The 17770-nt window shown below is 58.0% G+C and carries 19 protein-coding genes; 17 read left to right on the plus strand and 2 right to left on the minus strand.

Annotation, left to right across the window (positions count from 1 at the left end; genetic code table 11):
• Positions 1–7: 7 nt before the first annotated feature.
• The 3 genes from AC2FIS_RS17790 (at position 8) to AC2FIS_RS17800 (ending at position 2627) form a co-directional block, all read left to right on the plus strand.
• A complete protein-coding gene (locus AC2FIS_RS17790) occupies positions 8–1240 on the plus strand; it encodes an MFS transporter (protein WP_496774712.1) in 1233 nt (410 codons plus the stop codon).
• A gap of 66 nt (positions 1241–1306) precedes the next feature.
• Positions 1307–2179, plus strand: coding sequence for a 50S ribosomal protein L11 methyltransferase (locus AC2FIS_RS17795; RefSeq protein ID WP_496774714.1), 873 nt, complete (start codon positions 1307–1309; stop codon positions 2177–2179).
• 103 nt (positions 2180–2282) lie between these two features.
• Positions 2283–2627 carry a hypothetical protein gene (locus AC2FIS_RS17800; protein ID WP_109312601.1) on the plus strand — a complete coding sequence of 115 codons (345 nt, stop codon included), beginning with the start codon at positions 2283–2285 and terminating at the stop codon, positions 2625–2627.
• Between the two features lie 100 nt (positions 2628–2727).
• Here the strand turns inward: AC2FIS_RS17800 and AC2FIS_RS17805 are convergent, their stop codons facing one another.
• Entirely contained in the window at positions 2728–2940 is a 213-nt protein-coding gene (locus tag AC2FIS_RS17805) for a DUF1127 domain-containing protein (protein WP_108861009.1), read from the minus strand.
• 334 nt (positions 2941–3274) lie between these two features.
• Here AC2FIS_RS17805 and ruvC point away from each other — a divergent pair, with 334 nt between their 5' ends.
• From ruvC to AC2FIS_RS17825, 4 genes are all read left to right on the plus strand, one after another.
• Positions 3275–3772 (plus strand): crossover junction endodeoxyribonuclease RuvC, encoded by a 498-nt coding sequence (gene ruvC, locus AC2FIS_RS17810; protein ID WP_058273216.1) that lies wholly within the window; start codon positions 3275–3277, stop codon positions 3770–3772.
• Positions 3769–4446, plus strand: coding sequence for a Holliday junction branch migration protein RuvA (gene ruvA, locus AC2FIS_RS17815; protein WP_496774715.1), 678 nt, complete (start codon positions 3769–3771; stop codon positions 4444–4446). Before ruvC ends, ruvA begins: the two co-directional genes overlap by 4 nt.
• Before the next feature lie 4 nt (positions 4447–4450).
• Positions 4451–5470 (plus strand): Holliday junction branch migration DNA helicase RuvB, encoded by a 1020-nt coding sequence (gene ruvB / locus AC2FIS_RS17820; protein ID WP_109312604.1) that lies wholly within the window; start codon positions 4451–4453, stop codon positions 5468–5470.
• A gap of 63 nt (positions 5471–5533) precedes the next feature.
• On the plus strand, positions 5534–6157 hold the full coding sequence (locus AC2FIS_RS17825) for a hypothetical protein (protein WP_496774717.1): 624 nt from the start codon (positions 5534–5536) through the stop codon (positions 6155–6157).
• A 16-nt stretch (positions 6158–6173) separates the two neighbouring features.
• Here the strand turns inward: AC2FIS_RS17825 and AC2FIS_RS17830 are convergent, their stop codons facing one another.
• Positions 6174–7880 (minus strand): SulP family inorganic anion transporter, encoded by a 1707-nt coding sequence (locus tag AC2FIS_RS17830; RefSeq protein ID WP_496774720.1) that lies wholly within the window; start codon positions 7878–7880, stop codon positions 6174–6176.
• 190 nt (positions 7881–8070) lie between these two features.
• On the opposite strand from AC2FIS_RS17830, the gene ybgC reads away from it, so the two are divergent.
• The 10 genes from ybgC (at position 8071) to AC2FIS_RS17880 (ending at position 17547) form a co-directional block, all read left to right on the plus strand.
• A complete protein-coding gene (ybgC, locus tag AC2FIS_RS17835; RefSeq protein WP_058273220.1) occupies positions 8071–8478 on the plus strand; it encodes a tol-pal system-associated acyl-CoA thioesterase in 408 nt (135 codons plus the stop codon).
• A 111-nt stretch (positions 8479–8589) separates the two neighbouring features.
• Positions 8590–9285: a protein TolQ gene (gene tolQ / locus AC2FIS_RS17840; protein ID WP_058273221.1), complete on the plus strand. Its 696-nt coding sequence runs from the start codon at positions 8590–8592 to the stop codon at positions 9283–9285.
• A 1-nt stretch (position 9286) separates the two neighbouring features.
• Positions 9287–9763 (plus strand): protein TolR, encoded by a 477-nt coding sequence (tolR, locus tag AC2FIS_RS17845; RefSeq protein WP_496774723.1) that lies wholly within the window; start codon positions 9287–9289, stop codon positions 9761–9763.
• A 9-nt stretch (positions 9764–9772) separates the two neighbouring features.
• Positions 9773–10873 (plus strand): cell envelope integrity protein TolA, encoded by a 1101-nt coding sequence (tolA, locus tag AC2FIS_RS17850; RefSeq protein ID WP_496774726.1) that lies wholly within the window; start codon positions 9773–9775, stop codon positions 10871–10873.
• Entirely contained in the window at positions 10870–12189 is a 1320-nt protein-coding gene (gene tolB / locus AC2FIS_RS17855) for a Tol-Pal system beta propeller repeat protein TolB (protein WP_496722401.1), read from the plus strand. Before tolA ends, tolB begins: the two co-directional genes overlap by 4 nt.
• Positions 12190–12278: 89 nt before the next feature.
• The gene (pal, locus tag AC2FIS_RS17860) at positions 12279–12782 is read left to right on the plus strand and encodes a peptidoglycan-associated lipoprotein Pal (RefSeq protein ID WP_496722402.1); all 504 of its coding nucleotides are present in this window, start codon (positions 12279–12281) and stop codon (positions 12780–12782) included.
• A gap of 4 nt (positions 12783–12786) precedes the next feature.
• Entirely contained in the window at positions 12787–13620 is an 834-nt protein-coding gene (gene ybgF / locus AC2FIS_RS17865; protein ID WP_496722417.1) for a tol-pal system protein YbgF, read from the plus strand.
• Complete coding sequence (tilS, locus tag AC2FIS_RS17870) at positions 13617–14870, plus strand: tRNA lysidine(34) synthetase TilS (protein WP_496774728.1); 1254 nt, start codon at positions 13617–13619, stop codon at positions 14868–14870. Before ybgF ends, tilS begins: the two co-directional genes overlap by 4 nt.
• Before the next feature lie 76 nt (positions 14871–14946).
• Positions 14947–16863, plus strand: a complete 1917-nt coding sequence (gene ftsH / locus AC2FIS_RS17875; RefSeq protein ID WP_058273226.1) for an ATP-dependent zinc metalloprotease FtsH — start codon at positions 14947–14949, stop codon at positions 16861–16863.
• 108 nt (positions 16864–16971) lie between these two features.
• Positions 16972–17547 carry an MOSC domain-containing protein gene (locus tag AC2FIS_RS17880; protein WP_496774730.1) on the plus strand — a complete coding sequence of 192 codons (576 nt, stop codon included), beginning with the start codon at positions 16972–16974 and terminating at the stop codon, positions 17545–17547.
• The last annotated feature ends 223 nt before the right edge of the window (positions 17548–17770 follow it).

The raw sequence follows: 17770 nt of genomic DNA on the forward strand, positions 1-17770 counted from the left end.
GAGTCCCATGTTGAAACCGATGCCCCTGTCCGAGGCGCAGAGCCTTCCGTTCTGGCGCCGCCCTGTGACGCTCTTGTTCGTCATGGCGCTGACGATGCCCATTGCCTTCAATGCATGGAGCGCACTGCTGAACAACTTCGTCATTGAGGTGGCTAATTTTGACGGGGCCGACATTGGGTTATTGCACACTGTGCGGGAGATCCCCGGATTTCTTGCTGTTGGCGTAATCGCGGTGATCATTTTCGTGCGCGAGCAGGTACTGGCCATGATCTCGCTGATGATGCTGGGCGTGGCAACTGCTATGACAGCATGGTTTCCCAGCCTTGGTGGGTTGCTGTTTGTCACCCTCTTCAGCTCGATCGGGTTTCACTACTACGAGACAGTGAATCAGTCGCTGCAGCTGCAATGGCTGCCCAAGGATCGCGCGCCGCAGGTATTGGGCTGGCTTGTTGCCATGGGATCAGCCGCGACCGCAGTAGTCTATGGCTTGATCGTTTTGACTTGGGACCGGTTTGATCTGTCCTACAACATTGTATTCATGGCCGCTGGTGGTGTGACCGCCCTGTTGGCGCTGTTCTGTCTGTTCGCATTTCCGCAGTTTGACTCGCCGACCCCGCAGACCAAGAAACTGATCCTGCGTCGTCGGTACTGGCTGTATTACGCGCTGCAGTTCATGGCGGGTGCGCGACGGCAGATCTTTGTTGTCTTCGCGGGCTTCATGATGGTCGAGAAGTTTGGGTTTGAAGTACACGAGCTGACCAGCCTCTATCTGATCAATCTGGTGATCAACATGGCGGCGGCTCCGATGCTGGGTAAGGCTGTGTCGATGTTCGGTGAGCGCCGCACGCTGATCTTCGAATACACCGGCTTGGCGATCGTTTTTGCGGCCTATGGCGGTATCTACTGGTTTGGTTGGGGCGTGGTACTGGCTGCAACCCTTTATGTGATCGACCATGTTCTGTTCGCATTGGCGCTTGCCCTGAAGACCTACTTTCAGAAAATCGCCGATCCTGCGGATATCGCACCGACGGCGGCCGTGGCGTTCACAATCAACCATATCGCCGCTGTTTTCCTTCCTGCGCTTCTGGGTCTGCTGTGGGTCATCTCGCCCGGTGCAGTCTTTGCACTGGCCACTGCGATGGCGATGATCTCGCTGGGTTTGTCCTTGCTGATCCCGCGCCACCCGGAACCGGGAAATGAAACGATCTTGTCGAAATACGCGCCGGCACCTGCCGAATAAGCGCCAATGCTTGACCTTGGCGGGCCATCGCCATAGGCGCTGTGTCAATCGATACAGGAGGCCCCCATGCCCACATTCACTGCGCTGACTACACTGACCGGTAAAAAAGCTGCCGAAGGGCTGGGCGAAGCGATGGAGCGTCTGGATCCGGAACCAACCGGCGTTGGTGTATTCGAGGTCGAGGATGGCTCGGGCCTTTGGGAAGTTGGTGGTTATTTTACGGAAACTCCGGACGAAACCGCTCTGGCCGTTCTAGCCGTCGCGTTTGAGGCCAAGCCTTTTGTTGTGTCAGAACTGCCCGATACGGATTGGGTGGCCCATGTGCGCCGGGAACTGGCACCGGTCGATGCTGGACGGTTCTTTGTCTATGGCAGCCATGACGCTGACAAACTGCCCGAGGGACGTATCCCACTACTGATTGAGGCTGCAATGGCCTTTGGCACCGGCCACCACGGCACCACGTTGGGATGCCTAAAGGCGCTGGACCATCTTCTGAGCCAAGGGTTCACGGCGACCAAAGTGGCCGATATTGGCTGTGGCACTGCCGTGCTGGCCATGGCGGCAGCGCGGGTCTGGGAAGGTGAGATCATCGCCAGTGATATCGACGAAGTGGCCGTTGATGTCGCCGAAGCCAACCTGAAGGCCAATGGCATGGCAGGCAAGGTCCGCTGCGTGGAAGCGGCGGGCTTTGACCATCCCGATCTGGGCGCATTCGCACCCTACGATCTGATTTTCGCAAATATCCTTAAGGGGCCACTGGTTGCTCTGGCCCCCGAAATCGCAGCGAATCTGCGCGTCGGTGGGTACGCAATTCTGTCCGGAATCCTTAACGAACAAGCCGATGACGTGGTCTCCGTTTATCTACAAAACGGGTTCAATTTAGTGGAAAATGACCAAATTGGTGAGTGGACGACGCTAATATTAAGCAAACAGGGCTAAATCTGGGCCATTTGCTGGAGCTTTCTGGAGTTTTGCCTCGATTTTGTCGCATTCTGTTTCTACCGTCTTAACGTGGAATCGGGGGGCGGTTTTGGAGGCTGCCATGACGGGAAAACAACTAGAATTTGATCAGCGCGTGAATCGCCTGAGCAAGAAACACGCAAAACTAAGCCGTGGCTATCGCGCGACGATGCGCAAGGACGGGTTGGTTGTGATGAAACCGCAGAGGGTAAAGTCAGCTTTACCCCTGAAGGTTCTTCTGATGTGTCTGCTTGGGTTGTTTGCATTCAAGACGTTCTTGCTCACCAGCCTTGGGCCTTCGGGCTATCAATACAGGGTTGACGCATTGAACGAGGGCACCTCGGTCGAACAAGCCGGTGCTTGGGTGATGCAAATCGACCCGGTATCGCTGATGCTTTCGGAACAGCTGGCACGGCTGCTGCCCTGACATCAGGCGAATGAATCAGAAACGCCGCGCATTCTGCATGCGCGGCGTTCTGCTTTGCCCCTGAGGGAGGGAAGGGGCATATGAGTGGGTGTGTTAAATCTTAACGACGACCTTCGGCCACGACGTCAATATCGCCACGGCACAGTCCGATATCTTCCAGCTCGCGATCTGTCAGACCGCTCAGCGTGTTACGAGTCACGCGGGCGTCATTCCATTCGACAACGGCATTTACGACCGATGCGAAATATGCGCCGATACGGCCGACGAGGCCGAATGAGCCGGTGGTGGTGCGGGTGGTGTCCAGTGCAGCCATATCCTGTTTCCTTCTGGTTTAAGTTTACGTTTTGATCGTTCGATCTGACCGGCATCTAGTGCTGCCAAATCGGCTGTGCAAGTGCGGAAATTGCAACTGTCCTATGCGTTTTTTGCAGAGCTCAAGATTCATTAGAACCCCTTAATTTATTGGCCATTTTTGCTTCATGAAACGTGTCGATTTCAGACTTTTGCCTGTCGCAAACTGGCCGTTTTGTCGCGCGTGAAACAGGTCTGTCGTTTTTGTGCTCTCTGTCAATTCGCTTGGAAAATGTTCACGCTTCGTGCTAATCCGTAAAAAAGATCACAAAAACTCGAGCAGGCCGAGGCGAAACATGCGGATTTTGGGCATTGATCCGGGGCTTAGGACCCTGGGATGGGGCGTCATCGAATCGCATGGCAGCCGCCTGAGCCACGTCGCCAACGGGCTATGCAAGTCTGACGGGGACGATTTGGGCGAGCGTTTGCTGTCGCTGTACAATCAGATCGTCGAAGTCATTGCAGAACATCAACCCGATCAAGCGGCCATCGAACAGACCTTCGTCAACAAGGATGGTGCTGGTACGCTGAAGCTTGGTCAGGCGCGCGGTGTGGCGTTGTTGACGCTGGCGCAAGCAGGGCTGCCCGTGGGTGAATACGCGCCCAACCGGGTCAAGAAAACGGTTGTGGGCGTTGGGCATGCCGAGAAAGAGCAGGTTCTTCATATGGTCAAATTGCAACTGCCGGGCTGTAAGCCCAAAGGGGCGGATGCGGCGGATGCGCTGGCGATTGCCATCTGTCATTCATATTACGGCGCAGCGCCTCAGGCGCGCGTGAAAGAGGTGCGGGCATGATCGGAAAACTGACCGGACGATTGGACTATCGCGCAGCGGATCACGTGTTGATCGACGTGCGTGGGGTCGGATACCTCGTTTACTGCTCGGACCGGACCATGGCCGCGCTGCCGGGTGTTGGCGAGGCTGTCTCGATCTATACCGATATGGTGGTGCGCGAGGACCTGATGCAGCTTTTTGGGTTTTTGTCCCTTGTCGAAAAGGAATGGCATCGCCTGCTGTGTTCGGTTCAGGGCGTTGGGGCCAAGGTCTCGCTCGCCATTCTGTCCGCACTGGGTCCGGATGGGGTCAGCCGGGCCATTGCACTTGGGGATTGGGGTGCCGTCAAAGCGGCGAAAGGCGTGGGCCCAAAGACGGCACAGCGGATCGTGCTGGATCTAAAAGACAAGGCGCCGGGTGTGATGGCGATGGGCGGGACCGTGACCGAAGCGATGGACGGCCCGGGATTGGAAGTCGTAGAGTTGTCTGAACCGGCACCTGCGACCAAGCGGTCGACCAAACCTGCCTCGGGGTCTGCCGCAGCTTCGGCGGGGGCACTGTCAGCCCTTGGCAATTTAGGGTACGGACCATCCGAGGCGGCCTCGGCCGTGGCTGAAGCGGCCGCCAGCCTGCCGGATGCAGGCGAGGCTGAATTGATCCGGGCGGCGCTCAAGTTGCTGGCTCCGAAAGGGTAACTGAATGGTAGACGCCGATCCCACATTGCGCCCCGATCCCTTGCCCGAGGATAACGACCGCGCCCTGCGTCCGCAGGGGCTGGACGAATTCATCGGTCAGGCCGAAGCGCGGGCCAATCTGCGCATCTTTATCCAATCCGCGCGTATGCGGAGCGAGGCGATGGATCACACGCTGTTTCATGGCCCTCCGGGTCTGGGTAAAACAACGCTGGCGCAAATCATGGCGCGCGAGCTGGGGGTGAATTTCCGCATGACATCGGGGCCGGTTCTGGCCAAAGCCGGTGATCTGGCGGCAATCCTGACCAATCTGGAATCCCGCGATGTGTTGTTCATCGACGAAATCCACCGCCTGAACCCGGCTGTCGAAGAGGTGCTGTATCCGGCGATGGAGGATTTCGAGCTGGATCTGGTGATCGGCGAAGGCCCGGCAGCGCGGACTGTGCGGATTGAGCTGCAGCCGTTTACTTTGGTCGGAGCAACGACGCGGATGGGCTTGCTGACCACCCCATTGCGCGACCGATTTGGCATTCCGACGCGGTTGCAGTTCTACACAGTGGACGAGTTGCACGAGATCGTTACGCGCAACGCCCGCAAACTGGGCGCGCCTGCTGATGATGCTGGTGCCAGAGAAATTGCGCGCCGATCGCGCGGGACCCCGCGGATCGCGGGGCGATTGCTGCGACGGGTGGTGGATTTCGCCATCGTCGAGGGCGATGGACGTATCACCCTGGATCTGGCGGATGGCGCGCTGACGCGGTTGGGTGTGGATAATCTGGGCTTGGATGGTGCCGACCGGCGATACCTTAAGCTGATCGCTGAGAACTATGCCGGTGGTCCGGTCGGGATTGAGACCCTGTCGGCTGCGTTGTCGGAAAGTCGCGATTCGCTGGAGGACGTGATCGAGCCCTATTTGTTGCAGCAAGGTCTGATCCAGCGCACGCCACGCGGTCGGATGTTGGCGCAGAAGGCTTGGACGCATCTGGGAATGGCGGCACCAAAGGGCCAGAGCGATCTGTTTGGTTGAAGCTGAGGCCTTTAGATTTTATGCCTTCGGCGAGAGTACTTTCGAAAAGATGAAGGATTGGGCGTGACCCCCGAAGACATTCAGTCGTTGTTCACCCGTGAAAACGGAGAGTTTCTGTTCGCGCGTTGGGGTCGGCCCATCGTGCCTATCGTCTTTGGGGTCGAGGAGGAAACTCTGACCACCATCAAGGGCGCATTCGAGGCCGTAGTCAGCTTGGCCGATCATAAGATGGCTGAAACGGATCCGGAACTTGGTGCGAACTGCATGGTTTTCTTTTTCCGCGACTGGAAGGAACTGCTGGAAGTTCCCGATCTGGATCGGCTGGTTCCCGATCTTGCGCCGTTAGTCGACCGACTGATCGCGGCGGATGCAAATCAATACCGGGTGTTCCGCTTTGAGGAAGACGGTGCGATCCGGGCTGCGTTTGTTTTCCTGCGCATGGACAAAGAGCTGTCTAACATTCCGGCAGAGACTTTAGCGCTCAGCCAGGTGGTGCAGACCATTTTGCTGTGGTCGGACACTGCGTTCAGAACGCAATCGCCGCTGGCAGTTGCCGAGGGGGTGACTGTCCTGCGCCCCGACATCGCCGGGTTGATCCGGGCAGCCTATGATCCGGTTTTGCCGGGTGCAGCGCAGGACCCGGCGCATGGCTTGCGATTGTTTGCACGAATGCAGCAGTCGCAGTGATTTAAGCTGAGATCATCTACGATTTGGATGCGCTGAGGTGTTGGAATGCGTTCAATAGATCGCTTCCCGTGTTGAAAAAAGCATCGTTGCCCACCAAATTGGTCACGCCGTACCTGTCCAATTCTGACCGGACATGCGGTTCGGCCAAGAGGAAAACCAGCCTGATGTTCTTTGCTTGCAGGAGCTTAAGGATGTTGCGCAGCGTGTAGCCCGCGGTGAAATCTACGTCATCGATGGCCGAGGCCTCGATGCAGAACCAACGTACTTTGTTATCTGAATCACCGGTGATTGTCGCAATCTCATCCGAAAGCCGCTGTGCATTCGCGTAATACAGGCTGTGAGAGAAGCGATAGATTACAAGCCCGGGTTCGAATTGGTTCGGTGCAGTAATGGGTTTCGAATGCCAACCACCGTCTTTGGTTTTGACGATAACCGAGTTCTTGGGGCGGTACCCACGGCGGGTATGGTCGATCAATGACAGCACCATCGCAAAGATGATGCCTTGTTCGACCCCAACGATAACGACAACTGCAGCCGAGGCGACAGCAATCCAGAATTCGGACCGGGCTTGCCGGTAGATTGCAAGCAGGCCTTTCAGGTCGATAAGTTTCACACCGATCAGAAACACGACGGCAGACAGCGCCGCATTGGGCAAGTAGGCCAGTGGGCCCGTCAGGAAGAGGATGACCACCAGGACGATCAAGACGGTCGTCAGTTGTGCCACCTGACTGCGACCACCGGCGCTGGCCACCATCTCGGTTTTTGTCGGGCTGCCATTTACAACGAATGTGCCCGTGAAGGCCGCCCCAAGATTAGCCAGACCCAGCCCGACAAGGTCAGTGTTCTCGCTGAACCTTTCTTCGTAACGTGCCGCGTAGGCCCGCGAGGTCGCGGCGCTTTGGGCCAAGATTACAACGAAGATTGACAGCGCGGTTGGCAGCAATTGTTTGAACAGGGTCCAGCTCCAATCCACGTTCGGGACAGAGAGCGCAGGCAAACCGCTGGGAACCGAGCCCAGTACCGCGATGCCGGATGCGGCGAATTGGAACGCCCAGCTGCATAGGATTACCCCAAGTATGGCGAATAACGGGCCCGGTAGTTTCGGTGACAGCTGCCGGCATCCGACGACGATCAGCAGAACTGCCGCTGCCACTGCCAATGTGGGCCAGCTTGTCTGGTCGATGTTCTGAATGGTTGCCTGAAGCTTGGCGATGGTCCCGTGACCGTCGCTTTCGATCCCTAACAGGCCGGGGATTTCTCCGGTCGCGACTTGAATGCCCACGCCTGTCAAGAACCCGACAAGAACTGTCCGGGATAGGAAATCAGCCAGAAACCCCAAGCCGATGAGGCGTGCGGCAATCAACAAAACTGCGGCCATCAGCGCCAACAGGGACGCCAGCGCCAGATACTCGGACGAACCCGACACTGCCATGCCAGCTAGGGCCGAGGCCGTAATCGCCGCCGTGGCAGAATCCGCGCCCACCACAAGATGGCGGGACGAACCGAACAGCGCGAAAAGCGCCATTGGGATGAGGATGGTGTACAACCCCGTCACGACCGGCGTGCCAGCGATTTTGGTGTAGCCCATGACCTCGGGGATCGCGAGGCAGGCAAAAGTCAGGCCTGCCAAAATTTCCGCAGGCAGGGTCGCGCGGTTGAATGGCAAGATGCCCTGAAGGACAAGAAGAAAGAACATCCTCTCTTCTTTTGGTCCTTTAGCCATTGAAACTCCTGTCGGATTCACTTGGTATGTATGAAAGCCTAGAGGGCAAATCGTCGAATTTCGATAGCGGATTTGGGAAGGTGGGAACTTTGTTCCCACAAGGGATTGCAGGAACCGCGACAACCATGCATCTGTTTCAGAGCAGGATTTGCCTCGCGCGTTACATATTTGAGAGACCGGACCTGATATCATGGCCAATGAAGCTGATGCGCCCCACAAGCATATCTTTCCGATCCGGGTTTACTATGAAGACACCGATATGGGCGGGGTCGTATACCACGCGAATTACCTCAAGTTTATCGAACGCGCGCGATCTGACTATGTGCGCCGTCTGGGCAATGACCAGAACGCGATGCGCGATGGCGGGATCGTCTGGGTCGTGCGCCGGATCGAGGCGGATTACGTCGCGCCCGCGAAGTTCGATGATGAGCTGATCGTTGAAACTTGGCTGTCGTCAATCTCTGGTGTGCGGCTGACCATGGGCCAGTTGGTCAAGAGGGGGGAGACCGAGATATTCCGCGCCTCGGTGACTGCTGTTTGCATGAACGCGCAGGGCAAGCCGGTCCGCCTTCCGGCAGAGATTCGCGCATTGATGTAACAATTTGTCGGTCCGGGGTGGTTATGTTGGCTTTTCGTAACCAACTGCGATAGCGTTTGGAAAAACAAGGCCAAACGAACGGCCGTCAGGCAAAAAACAAAGAGCAGGTTCATGGAAGCTGAAACGCTGGCGCTGGCGCAGGAGATCGATTTCTCCATGTGGGGGCTGTATGCCCGCGCGACCTTTGTCGTCAAACTGGTGATGTTGATGCTGATCGCTGCATCCATCTGGTCTTGGGCGATTATCATTCAGAAATTGATCAACTATCGCGCGGCCCGCCGCGAGGCGCAGGTGTTTGACGAGGCCTTTTGGTCCGGCAACCCGCTGGACGAGCTGTTCGAACATATCGGATCGCAGCCCGACGGCAGTTCCGAGAAGATTTTCGCCGCTGGCATGATCGAATGGCGCAGGTCGCACCGAACGGATGGCGGGCTGATCGCGGGAGCCACTGCGCGGATTGACCGCTCGATGGACGTGGCAATCGCCAAAGAGTCCGAGACATTGCAAAAAGGTTTGCCCATTTTGGCGACGGTGGGCTCGACCGCGCCGTTCATTGGCCTGTTCGGGACCGTTTGGGGCATCATGAACGCGTTTATTGAGATTGCCGAGCAGCAAAACACCAACCTGGCCGTTGTGGCCCCCGGCATTGCCGAGGCGCTTTTGGCCACGGGCCTGGGTCTGTTGGCTGCGATCCCGGCGGTAATTTTCTACAACAAGCTCAGTTCAGACAGTGACCGGATCGTGGGTGGCTACGAGGCTTTTGCCGACGAGTTCGCCACCATCCTGTCGCGTCAGTTGGACAGCTAGGATGGGTGCGGCGGTTCAGCAGAACGGAGGCGGGAACGGGCGCAGACGGGGCCGTCGTCGCGGGCGCGCGCAGCCGATGGCCGAGATCAACGTGACGCCGTTTGTAGACGTTATGCTGGTGTTGCTGATTATCTTTATGGTGGCGGCACCGCTGCTAACTGTTGGCGTGCCGGTGGACCTGCCCAAGACGGCGGCAAACGCGTTGCCGGGCGATAACGAAGAGCCGCTGACAGTCACGATGACTGCCGAAGGGCGCGTTCAGATTCAAACCACCGATGTTGCCCGCGAAGAGTTGATTGGCAAGCTGCGCGCCATCGCGGCAGAACGCAGCAGTGACCGGGTGTTCCTGCGGGCGGATGGTGCGATCCCTTACGCGCAGGTGATGCAGGTTATGGGTGCGCTGAATGCAGGTGGGTTTTCCAATGTGGGGCTGGTGACTGACACCGGCGGCCCTGCGCTGGACGATGGTGGAGAGTGAGGCCGCGCGGTGGATACCGGCACCAAGATCTCGGCAATTGCCCATGTCAGTTTGATTTCGTGGGCTCTGTTTGGCGGCACCTTTCGGTCCGAACCATTGCCTATGCCCGTTCAGGATATCTCGGTGATCTCGGCTGAACAGTTCGCAGCAATGACGGCCCAGAGTGAGGCGCCAGAGGTGCCTACGCCAACTGCCCTGCAACAGCCCGATGCGCCCGAAGAGGAAATCCCCACCCCTGAACCGGTGGAGCAGGAACCTCCGACGCCTGAAGTGTCAGAGCCAAATGAACCAGAGCCAGAGCTGGAACCGGAACCGCTGGCCCCTCCTCCTGAACCGGTCGTGATCGAACAGCCCCCGGAGCTGGCACCCCCAGAACCCGAGGCCGTCGTTTTGCCCACCCCGCCGGGACCCGAGGCACAGCCGCGGCCTGCGGATAAAGTAGCGCCTGAACCTGTCGCGCCGCCGCCGCCCGAGGCCGCGCCAGATGATATTGAATCCCCGGCTGTATCGCTGGACGAGGGAGCTGAAACTCAGCAAGAACAGCAGGATCAAACGGCACCGGAAGAGGCCACGGATGAAATCGTGACCGAGGCGGAAGAAGCCAAAGAATATGCGCCACGCAGCTCTCCGCGCCCGCTGGTGCGACCGAACCGGCCAACGCCACCGGCGCAGCCCGAAGTGGCTGAGACCGAAGAACCGACCGAACCAGAGCCCGCGCCAAGTGATGAAACCGCCATCAACGACGCACTGGCCGAGGCGCTGGGGCAGAGTAGCGAACCGTCCGGGCCGCCCCTGACTGCGGGTGAGAAGGACGCCATGCGACTGGCTGTGTCGAAGTGCTGGAACGTTGGTTCTTTGTCTACGGATGCACTGCAGACAGTCGTTGTGGTCGGGTTCTCACTGACACCGGATGGCAAAGTGCTCGGCGGTACAATGCAAATGATCGACAGTTCCGGCGGTACTGACGCGTCTGCAAGACAAGCCTACGAGGCCGCCCGGCGAGCGATTTTGCGCTGCGGGGCCAAAGGATACGTTCTGCCTACTGACAAATACGATCAATGGCGAGATATTGAGATTACATTCAATCCCGAGAGGATGCGGATCAAATGATGAGATTTCTGACCAGCCTTTTGCTTGGCCTGACAATTTTGGCAGCGCCGGTGTATTCGCAAAGCGGACCCCTGCGTCTTGAGCTGGATCAGGGGATTATCGAACCCTTGCCTTTTGCGGTGCCAAATTTCGTGCCCGACGGGCCAGCAGCCACACAATACGCAAACGACTTATCGCGAGTCGTAGCGGCGGATCTGACGGGAACCGGGCTGTTCCGTGAAATTTCTTCAGATGCATTCATCAGCCGGGTCAGCAGTTTCGAAGCCCCTGTGCAATTTGCCGATTGGAAGGCCATCAACGCTGAGGCCTTGGTGACAGGTGCTGTCAATGTCTCGGGCAAACGCTTGACTGTGCGATTTCGCGTTTGGGACGTATTCTCGGGTCAGGAATTGGGCAATGGTCTGCAGTTTTCCGGCACCACAGACGGCTGGCGGCGCATGGCACACAAAGTGGCCGATCAGGTTTATACCCGAGTGACCGGCGAGAGCGGTTACTTTGACAGCCGCGTCGCGTTTGTGTCCGAAAGTGGCCCCAAGAACCAGCGTCTGAAGCGTCTGGCAATTATGGATTATGACGGCGCAAACGTTCAGTACCTGACCGACAGCGCCGCGATTGTTCTGGCACCACGCTTTTCGCCGTCAGGCGATCGGCTTTTGTACACCAGCTATGAAACCGGTCAGCCGCGCATTTATGTTTTGGACGTTGATCGCGTCAAACGGACCGAATTGAAGACACAAGACGGCACCATGAGCTTTTCGCCGCGCTTTTCGCCGGATGGCCGCTCCATCGTCTATTCGCTGATTCAGGGCGGCAACACGGACCTTTGGAAAATGGATCTGGCCTCGGGCCAAAGCGTGCGCCTGACGAACACACCTGCCATTGAGACCGCGCCCAGCTATTCTCCGGATGGGTCGCAGATCGTGTTTGAAAGCGACCGCTCTGGCACACCTCAACTGTACATCATGCCCTCAAATGGCGGAGAGGCGACCCGCATCAGCTTTAAGCAGGGGCGTTATGGCACACCTGTCTGGTCGCCGCGTGGGGACCTGATCGCCTTTACCAAGCAGAACAAGGGTCGGTTCCATATCGGCGTCATGCGGACGGACGGCAGCGAGGAACGCCTGCTGACCTCGTCTTTTCTGGATGAGGGGCCAACATGGTCGCCGAATGGGCGTGTCATCATGTTCACCCGTGAATCGCAGGGCGCAAGCGGTCGGGCGACACTGTATTCGGTGGATATCTCGGGTCGGAACCTGCGCCCGGTGCGTACACCGGATGGTGGCAGCGATCCATCCTGGGGACCACTGCAGAAGTGATCGGGGCAGGGGGTTGGAAAAGTTCACAAATTTCCTGCACTGTGATAACAGAGACAGCAATAAAGCAATAAATCGACGAGGCACCTGAAATGAATGTATTGAGCAAAGTCATAGCATTGGGCGTGCTAAGTGTAATGGCCGCCTGTACCAACAACGATCCTTCGGCACTGGGCGGTGGCGCGGGCGGTAACGGCTCGATCCTGCCGGGTTCGCCCAGCGACCCCCAGTCACCGGCCTATTTCCAGCAAACTGTTGGCGACCGCGTGTTGTTTGAGGTCGATCAATCGACCCTGACCGGGCAGGCGCAGGCGATATTGCAGGGACAGGCAGACTGGCTACTGGCCAATACGGATTTCGTCGCCACGATCGAGGGTCACGCGGACGAACAGGGTACGCGCGAGTATAACCTGGCCCTGGGCGCGCGTCGCGCGAATGCGGCGCGTGAATACCTGATTTCACGTGGGGTTGCGGGCAACCGATTGACGACCGTCAGTTTCGGCAAGGAACGCCCGATCGAGATTTGCAGCACCGAGGAATGCTATTCCAAAAACCGTCGTTCGGTGACGGTCCTGACCGGTTCAACTTTGGGGTAAGATGATGCGAATTGCAGGATGGGTTCTGGCTGCGGTCGTGGCGACTGCGGGCGTGGCAGGTGCACAGGATCAGCAAACCCTGGCGGATATCCGTCAGGAGCTTACGGTGCTGCACGTCGAGGTTCAGCGCCTCAAACGCGAGTTTTCAACCACCGGATCTCCGGCACCAAATCTGGCTGGCAGTTCCGTTCTGGAACGTGTTGACGCCATTGAGGCTGAATTGCAGCGCCTGACCCGCCAGACCGAGCAGTTGAACCAGCGTGTGCAAAACATCGTCACTGACGGGACCAATCGGATCGGCGATCTGGAATTCCGGTTGGTGGAACTGGAAGGCGGCGATCTCAGCACGCTTGGCGAGACCTCTACCCTGGGTGGCGAAACCGAAATCACCGCTGCAGCTCCCGCAACACCAGCAAACCCGACGGCTCCGGCACCGACTGAGCAAGGTGAACTTGCAGTGGGTGAGCGCGCGGACTTTGATGCCGCATCACAGGCGCTGGCAGATGGCAACTATCAGGTCGCAGCGGAGCAATTCGCCACATTCGAAACCTCGTATCCCGGCAGTCCGCTGGCCCCCGAAGCCAACCTGAAACGAGGGCGGGCGCTTGTTGGGATCGGTGACACACGTGAGGCCGCGCGGGCTTTTCTGGCCAGCTTTACCGGCGATTCCGAAGGTGCATTCGCACCCGAGGCGCTGTTTGAGTTGGGCTCGGCGCTGGGGCGTCTGGGTCAGACCGATCAGGCTTGCATCACTCTGGGAGAGGTGGGCGTGCGCTTCCCGTCTTCGGCTTCGGCCACTAATGCCACACAGGAAATGGCAAGCCTGGGCTGTTCTTGACCGAAAACGCTGAAGAACTGCGCGCCGAGATTCGGGCGCGTTTGCCGCGAACCCTTCCGTCGCGTCTGGGTGTGGCAGTCTCTGGCGGGGGCGATTCAGTCGCCCTGCTTGTGTTGTTGAATGATATTACCCAAAACGAGCAGGTTGAGCTGTTTGCTGCAACCGTTGACCACGGTTTGCGCCCCGAATCCGGGGACGAGGCGCAGAAAGCGAGCGAGCTTGCCGCGCGTTTGGGTATCACGCATCAAACGTTGAAATGGACAGGATGGGCCGGTCAGGGGAACCTTCAGGATCAGGCCCGGCAAGCGCGCTATCGGCTGTTGACCGAATGGGCCACACACAATGCGATCCGCGCGATTGCGTTAGGCCACACCGCGGATGATCAGGCCGAAACCTTCCTGATGAGACTGGGCCGCGCAGCTGGTGTTACGGGTCTGTCGGGCATGCCAGTTGAACGGATTTTGGATGGCGTGACGATGTTACGGCCGATGCTGGGTGTCACGAGGCAAGCGTTGCGCGGATATCTGTCGGACAAAGGGGTAGATTGGATCGAAGATCCCTCGAATCAGGACCTTCGGTTTGACCGTATCAAGGCGCGCCAGGCCTTGTCTGACCTCAAGGATTTGGGGATCACGGCCAATTCTTTGACCCGAGTCGCAGAAAACCTCGCACAAGCGCGCGAGGCATTGGAGCGTTTTACGCAGGAATCCGCCCGAAAAATCGCCGTGGTGGAAACCGGTGATGTTTGCTTGGATCGCGCCGCCTTTCAGTCTTTGCCAAAGGAAATCCAGCGTCGGCTTGTGATCGGCTGCATCGCGTGGATTGCCGGAGAGGGGTATCCACCACGCCAAACGTCGGTGGATCAGGCTGTGAAGGCTGTTGAAGCGGGTACCGGTACGTCGATCAATGGCTGTTTGCTTGTCCCAAAGGTCAATAAAACGTGGGTTTGCAGAGAACTAAACGTAGTTCAGGGCGAAATCGCGCGCCCAGGCGAGCCGTGGGACAAACGCTGGATTCTGTCAGGACCTTCGACTGCTGGTATGCAAATCCGCCCGTTAGGCGAGCAGGGCCTACCTCGGGTTCCAGATTGGCGGGACTTGGGTAAACCGCGTCAGGTCTTGTTGGCCTCACCCGCTGTTTGGCTTGCGGATGAACTGGTGTCAGCGCCAACTGCCGGGTTCTTAAACGGATGGACGGCTGAATTGGTCCCGGGAACGCCCGAGTTTCATTCTTCTTTTTTATCGCATTGAACCTCCTTGAATCATCTCTATTTTATAGAGCAACCCGGCAGACCCCCATCTGCCGAAATCTTTTGGGAGACTTTCCTTGGGCAACGCTCGTAACATCGCCTTCTGGGTCGTTCTGTTTTTGCTGATCCTTGCACTGTTCAATTTGTTCAGCGGACCAGGCGGGACACTTCAGAGCAATGAAAGAACTTATTCTGATTTCGTAACGGCCGTTCAAGCCGACGAAGTCAAGAATGTGACTCTGGATGGCGAACAGATTCGCTATACCACGCAAAGCGGTGCCAGCTATGTCACCATCAAACCCGGCGATGCCGAGGTCACCAAACTGCTGATCGACGAGAACATTCCGGTTCGCGCCGAGAAACAGCAGCAATCAGGTTTCCAGTCGTTCCTGATCACGCTGCTGCCGTTCCTGCTGCTCATTGGTGTCTGGGTCTATTTCATGAACCGGATGCAGGGCGGTGGCAAAGGCGGCGCGATGGGCTTTGGCAAGTCTAAGGCCAAGATGCTGACCGAAAAGCATGGCCGCGTGACCTTTGACGATGTTGCCGGCATCGACGAGGCCAAGGAAGAGCTGGAAGAGATCGTGGAATTCCTGCGTAACCCGCAGAAGTTCAGCCGCCTCGGCGGTAAGATCCCGAAAGGCGCGCTGCTGGTTGGCCCTCCGGGCACCGGTAAAACGCTGCTGGCCCGTGCGATTGCGGGTGAGGCGGGTGTTCCGTTCTTCACCATCTCAGGTTCTGACTTTGTTGAGATGTTCGTGGGTGTTGGTGCATCCCGTGTGCGTGACATGTTCGAACAGGCCAAAAAGAATGCGCCCTGTATTGTGTTCATCGATGAAATCGACGCCGTCGGCCGCCATCGTGGTGCCGGATATGGCGGCGGGAACGACGAACGCGAACAAACGCTCAACCAGTTGCTGGTTGAGATGGACGGGTTCGAAGCCAATGAAGGTGTGATCATTCTGGCGGCTACCAACCGTAAGGACGTTCTGGACCCTGCGCTGCTGCGCCCCGGTCGTTTTGACCGCAACGTGACCGTCGGCAACCCCGACATCAAAGGCCGTGAGAAGATCCTGGGCGTGCACGCGCGCAAGACGCCTCTGGGCCCCGATGTCGACCTGCGCATCATCGCGCGTGGTACTCCGGGCTTCTCGGGCGCTGATCTGGCGAACCTCGTGAACGAGGCCGCACTGATGGCGGCGCGCGTTGGCCGCCGCTTTGTCACCATGGAAGACTTTGAGAACGCCAAGGACAAGGTGATGATGGGGGCCGAGCGCCGCTCAATGGTGCTGACCCAGGATCAGAAGGAAAAGACCGCCTATCACGAATCTGGTCACGCGGTGGTCGGTCTGTCGCTGCCGCTGTGCGATCCGGTCTACAAGGCGACCATCATTCCGCGCGGTGGCGCATTGGGTATGGTGGTGTCGTTGCCGGAAATGGACCGTCTGAACTATCACCGCGACGAATGCGAGCAAAAGCTGGCCATGACCATGGCAGGCAAAGCCGCCGAGGTGATCAAATACGGTGAAGATCACGTCTCGAACGGTCCCGCCGGTGACATCATGCAGGCCAGCCAGTTGGCGCGTGCCATGGTGATGCGCTGGGGTATGTCTGACAAAGTCGGTAACATTGATTATGCCGAGGCGCATGATGGCTATTCGGGCAACACTGCTGGCTTCTCGGTTTCAGCGCATACCAAAGAGCTGATCGAGGAAGAGGTGAAACGCCTGATCCAGCAGGGTTATGAGCGCGCGCACAAGATCCTGTCCGACAAGAACGAGGAATGGGAACGTCTGGCGCAAGGCTTGCTGGAATACGAAACCCTGACCGGGGATGAGATCAAGCGTGTCATGAATGGCGAATCGCCGACCGATGGTGATGACGAGGGTGACAAGCCGGATGAGGGCAGCGCGCCCAGCGTTACGGCCATTCCCAAGACCAAGGTCAAAAAGACCCCGCCCGACGGTGGGATGGAGCCGGAACCTTCGGCATAAAGAAATCAGACCCGGGCCAAGTCCCGGGTCTTTTCTTTTCAGCTTTTCAAATGGACTGGTTTGACTTTTAGTACGATTTTGACGGCCCGCAGCCGAAGGGAATTTCAAATGCCGGTATTGCGAGAAACAGAATTCACGGGTCAAGTTGTTTGGCTGGGGCATGTGCCCGCGGGTGGCTCGATCCGGGCCAAGGCGGTCGATGTTTTGGATCTGGATTTCTCAGGGGACAAAGGCGAGCGGCACGAGGGTCTCAACCGGACCTCCTGTGTCAGGGTCAAGAATCTGTATCCGCAAGGCACCGAAATCCGCAACGTGCGCCAATTGTCGGTTCTGTCCGCCGAGGAAATGGACGCCACTGCTAAAGAGATGGGGCTGGATCGGCTGAACCCTTCGTTTCTGGGCGTCAGCATCCTGTTGCGCGGCATTCCGGATTTTACATACCTTCCGCCATCCTCGCGTTTGCAGGTCCGCGACGGTGTCACGATAACCGTGGATATGGAAAACCGCCCCTGCGTCATTCCCGGTCGTGAGATCGAAGCCGATCAACCCGGATACGGGGCGTCCTTCAAGCCCGCAGCACAGGGCCGAAGGGGTGTGACTGCGTGGGTGGAACGACCCGGACAGCTGCGGTTGGGGGACCAGATGAGCCTGTTCGTGCCCGATCAGCGGGCTTGGGCGCCCTAAACGTCAAGCGTTTTCGATTTGAAACCGGTGAAATGACGCTACGCCGTTTCATGGCTTGAATATGTCGGAATCTCTATCCATCGGGATTGTACACAACGGTATGGATTGACCAGCACCGGCCCAGCTGCGCCGGTTTGCAGGGAATTCAACCGGGGGTTTTGCCCAATGAGCTATAAATCGGACATTGAAATCGCGCGCGAGGCGCAGAAGAAGCCTATTCAGG

Source organism: Ruegeria sp. CDSB113, from assembly GCF_059611045.1.

Bases quoted from the DNA above. Each gene is read 5' to 3' on its own strand.
- AC2FIS_RS17790 (WP_496774712.1), top strand. From the start codon at position 8: ATGTTGAAACCGATGCCCCTGTCCGAGGCGCAGAGCCTTCCGTTCTGG.
- AC2FIS_RS17795 (WP_496774714.1), top strand. From the start codon at position 1,307: ATGCCCACATTCACTGCGCTGACTACACTGACCGGTAAAAAAGCTGCC.
- AC2FIS_RS17800 (WP_109312601.1), top strand. From the start codon at position 2,283: ATGACGGGAAAACAACTAGAATTTGATCAGCGCGTGAATCGCCTGAGC.
- AC2FIS_RS17805 (WP_108861009.1), bottom strand. From the start codon at position 2,940: ATGGCTGCACTGGACACCACCCGCACCACCACCGGCTCATTCGGCCTC.
- ruvC (WP_058273216.1), top strand. From the start codon at position 3,275: ATGCGGATTTTGGGCATTGATCCGGGGCTTAGGACCCTGGGATGGGGC.
- ruvA (WP_496774715.1), top strand. From the start codon at position 3,769: ATGATCGGAAAACTGACCGGACGATTGGACTATCGCGCAGCGGATCAC.
- ruvB (WP_109312604.1), top strand. From the start codon at position 4,451: ATGGTAGACGCCGATCCCACATTGCGCCCCGATCCCTTGCCCGAGGAT.
- AC2FIS_RS17830 (WP_496774720.1), bottom strand. From the start codon at position 7,880: ATGGCTAAAGGACCAAAAGAAGAGAGGATGTTCTTTCTTCTTGTCCTT.
- ybgC (WP_058273220.1), top strand. From the start codon at position 8,071: ATGGCCAATGAAGCTGATGCGCCCCACAAGCATATCTTTCCGATCCGG.
- tolQ (WP_058273221.1), top strand. From the start codon at position 8,590: ATGGAAGCTGAAACGCTGGCGCTGGCGCAGGAGATCGATTTCTCCATG.
- tolR (WP_496774723.1), top strand. From the start codon at position 9,287: ATGGGTGCGGCGGTTCAGCAGAACGGAGGCGGGAACGGGCGCAGACGG.
- tolB (WP_496722401.1), top strand. From the start codon at position 10,870: ATGATGAGATTTCTGACCAGCCTTTTGCTTGGCCTGACAATTTTGGCA.
- pal (WP_496722402.1), top strand. From the start codon at position 12,279: ATGAATGTATTGAGCAAAGTCATAGCATTGGGCGTGCTAAGTGTAATG.
- ybgF (WP_496722417.1), top strand. From the start codon at position 12,787: ATGCGAATTGCAGGATGGGTTCTGGCTGCGGTCGTGGCGACTGCGGGC.
- AC2FIS_RS17880 (WP_496774730.1), top strand. From the start codon at position 16,972: ATGCCGGTATTGCGAGAAACAGAATTCACGGGTCAAGTTGTTTGGCTG.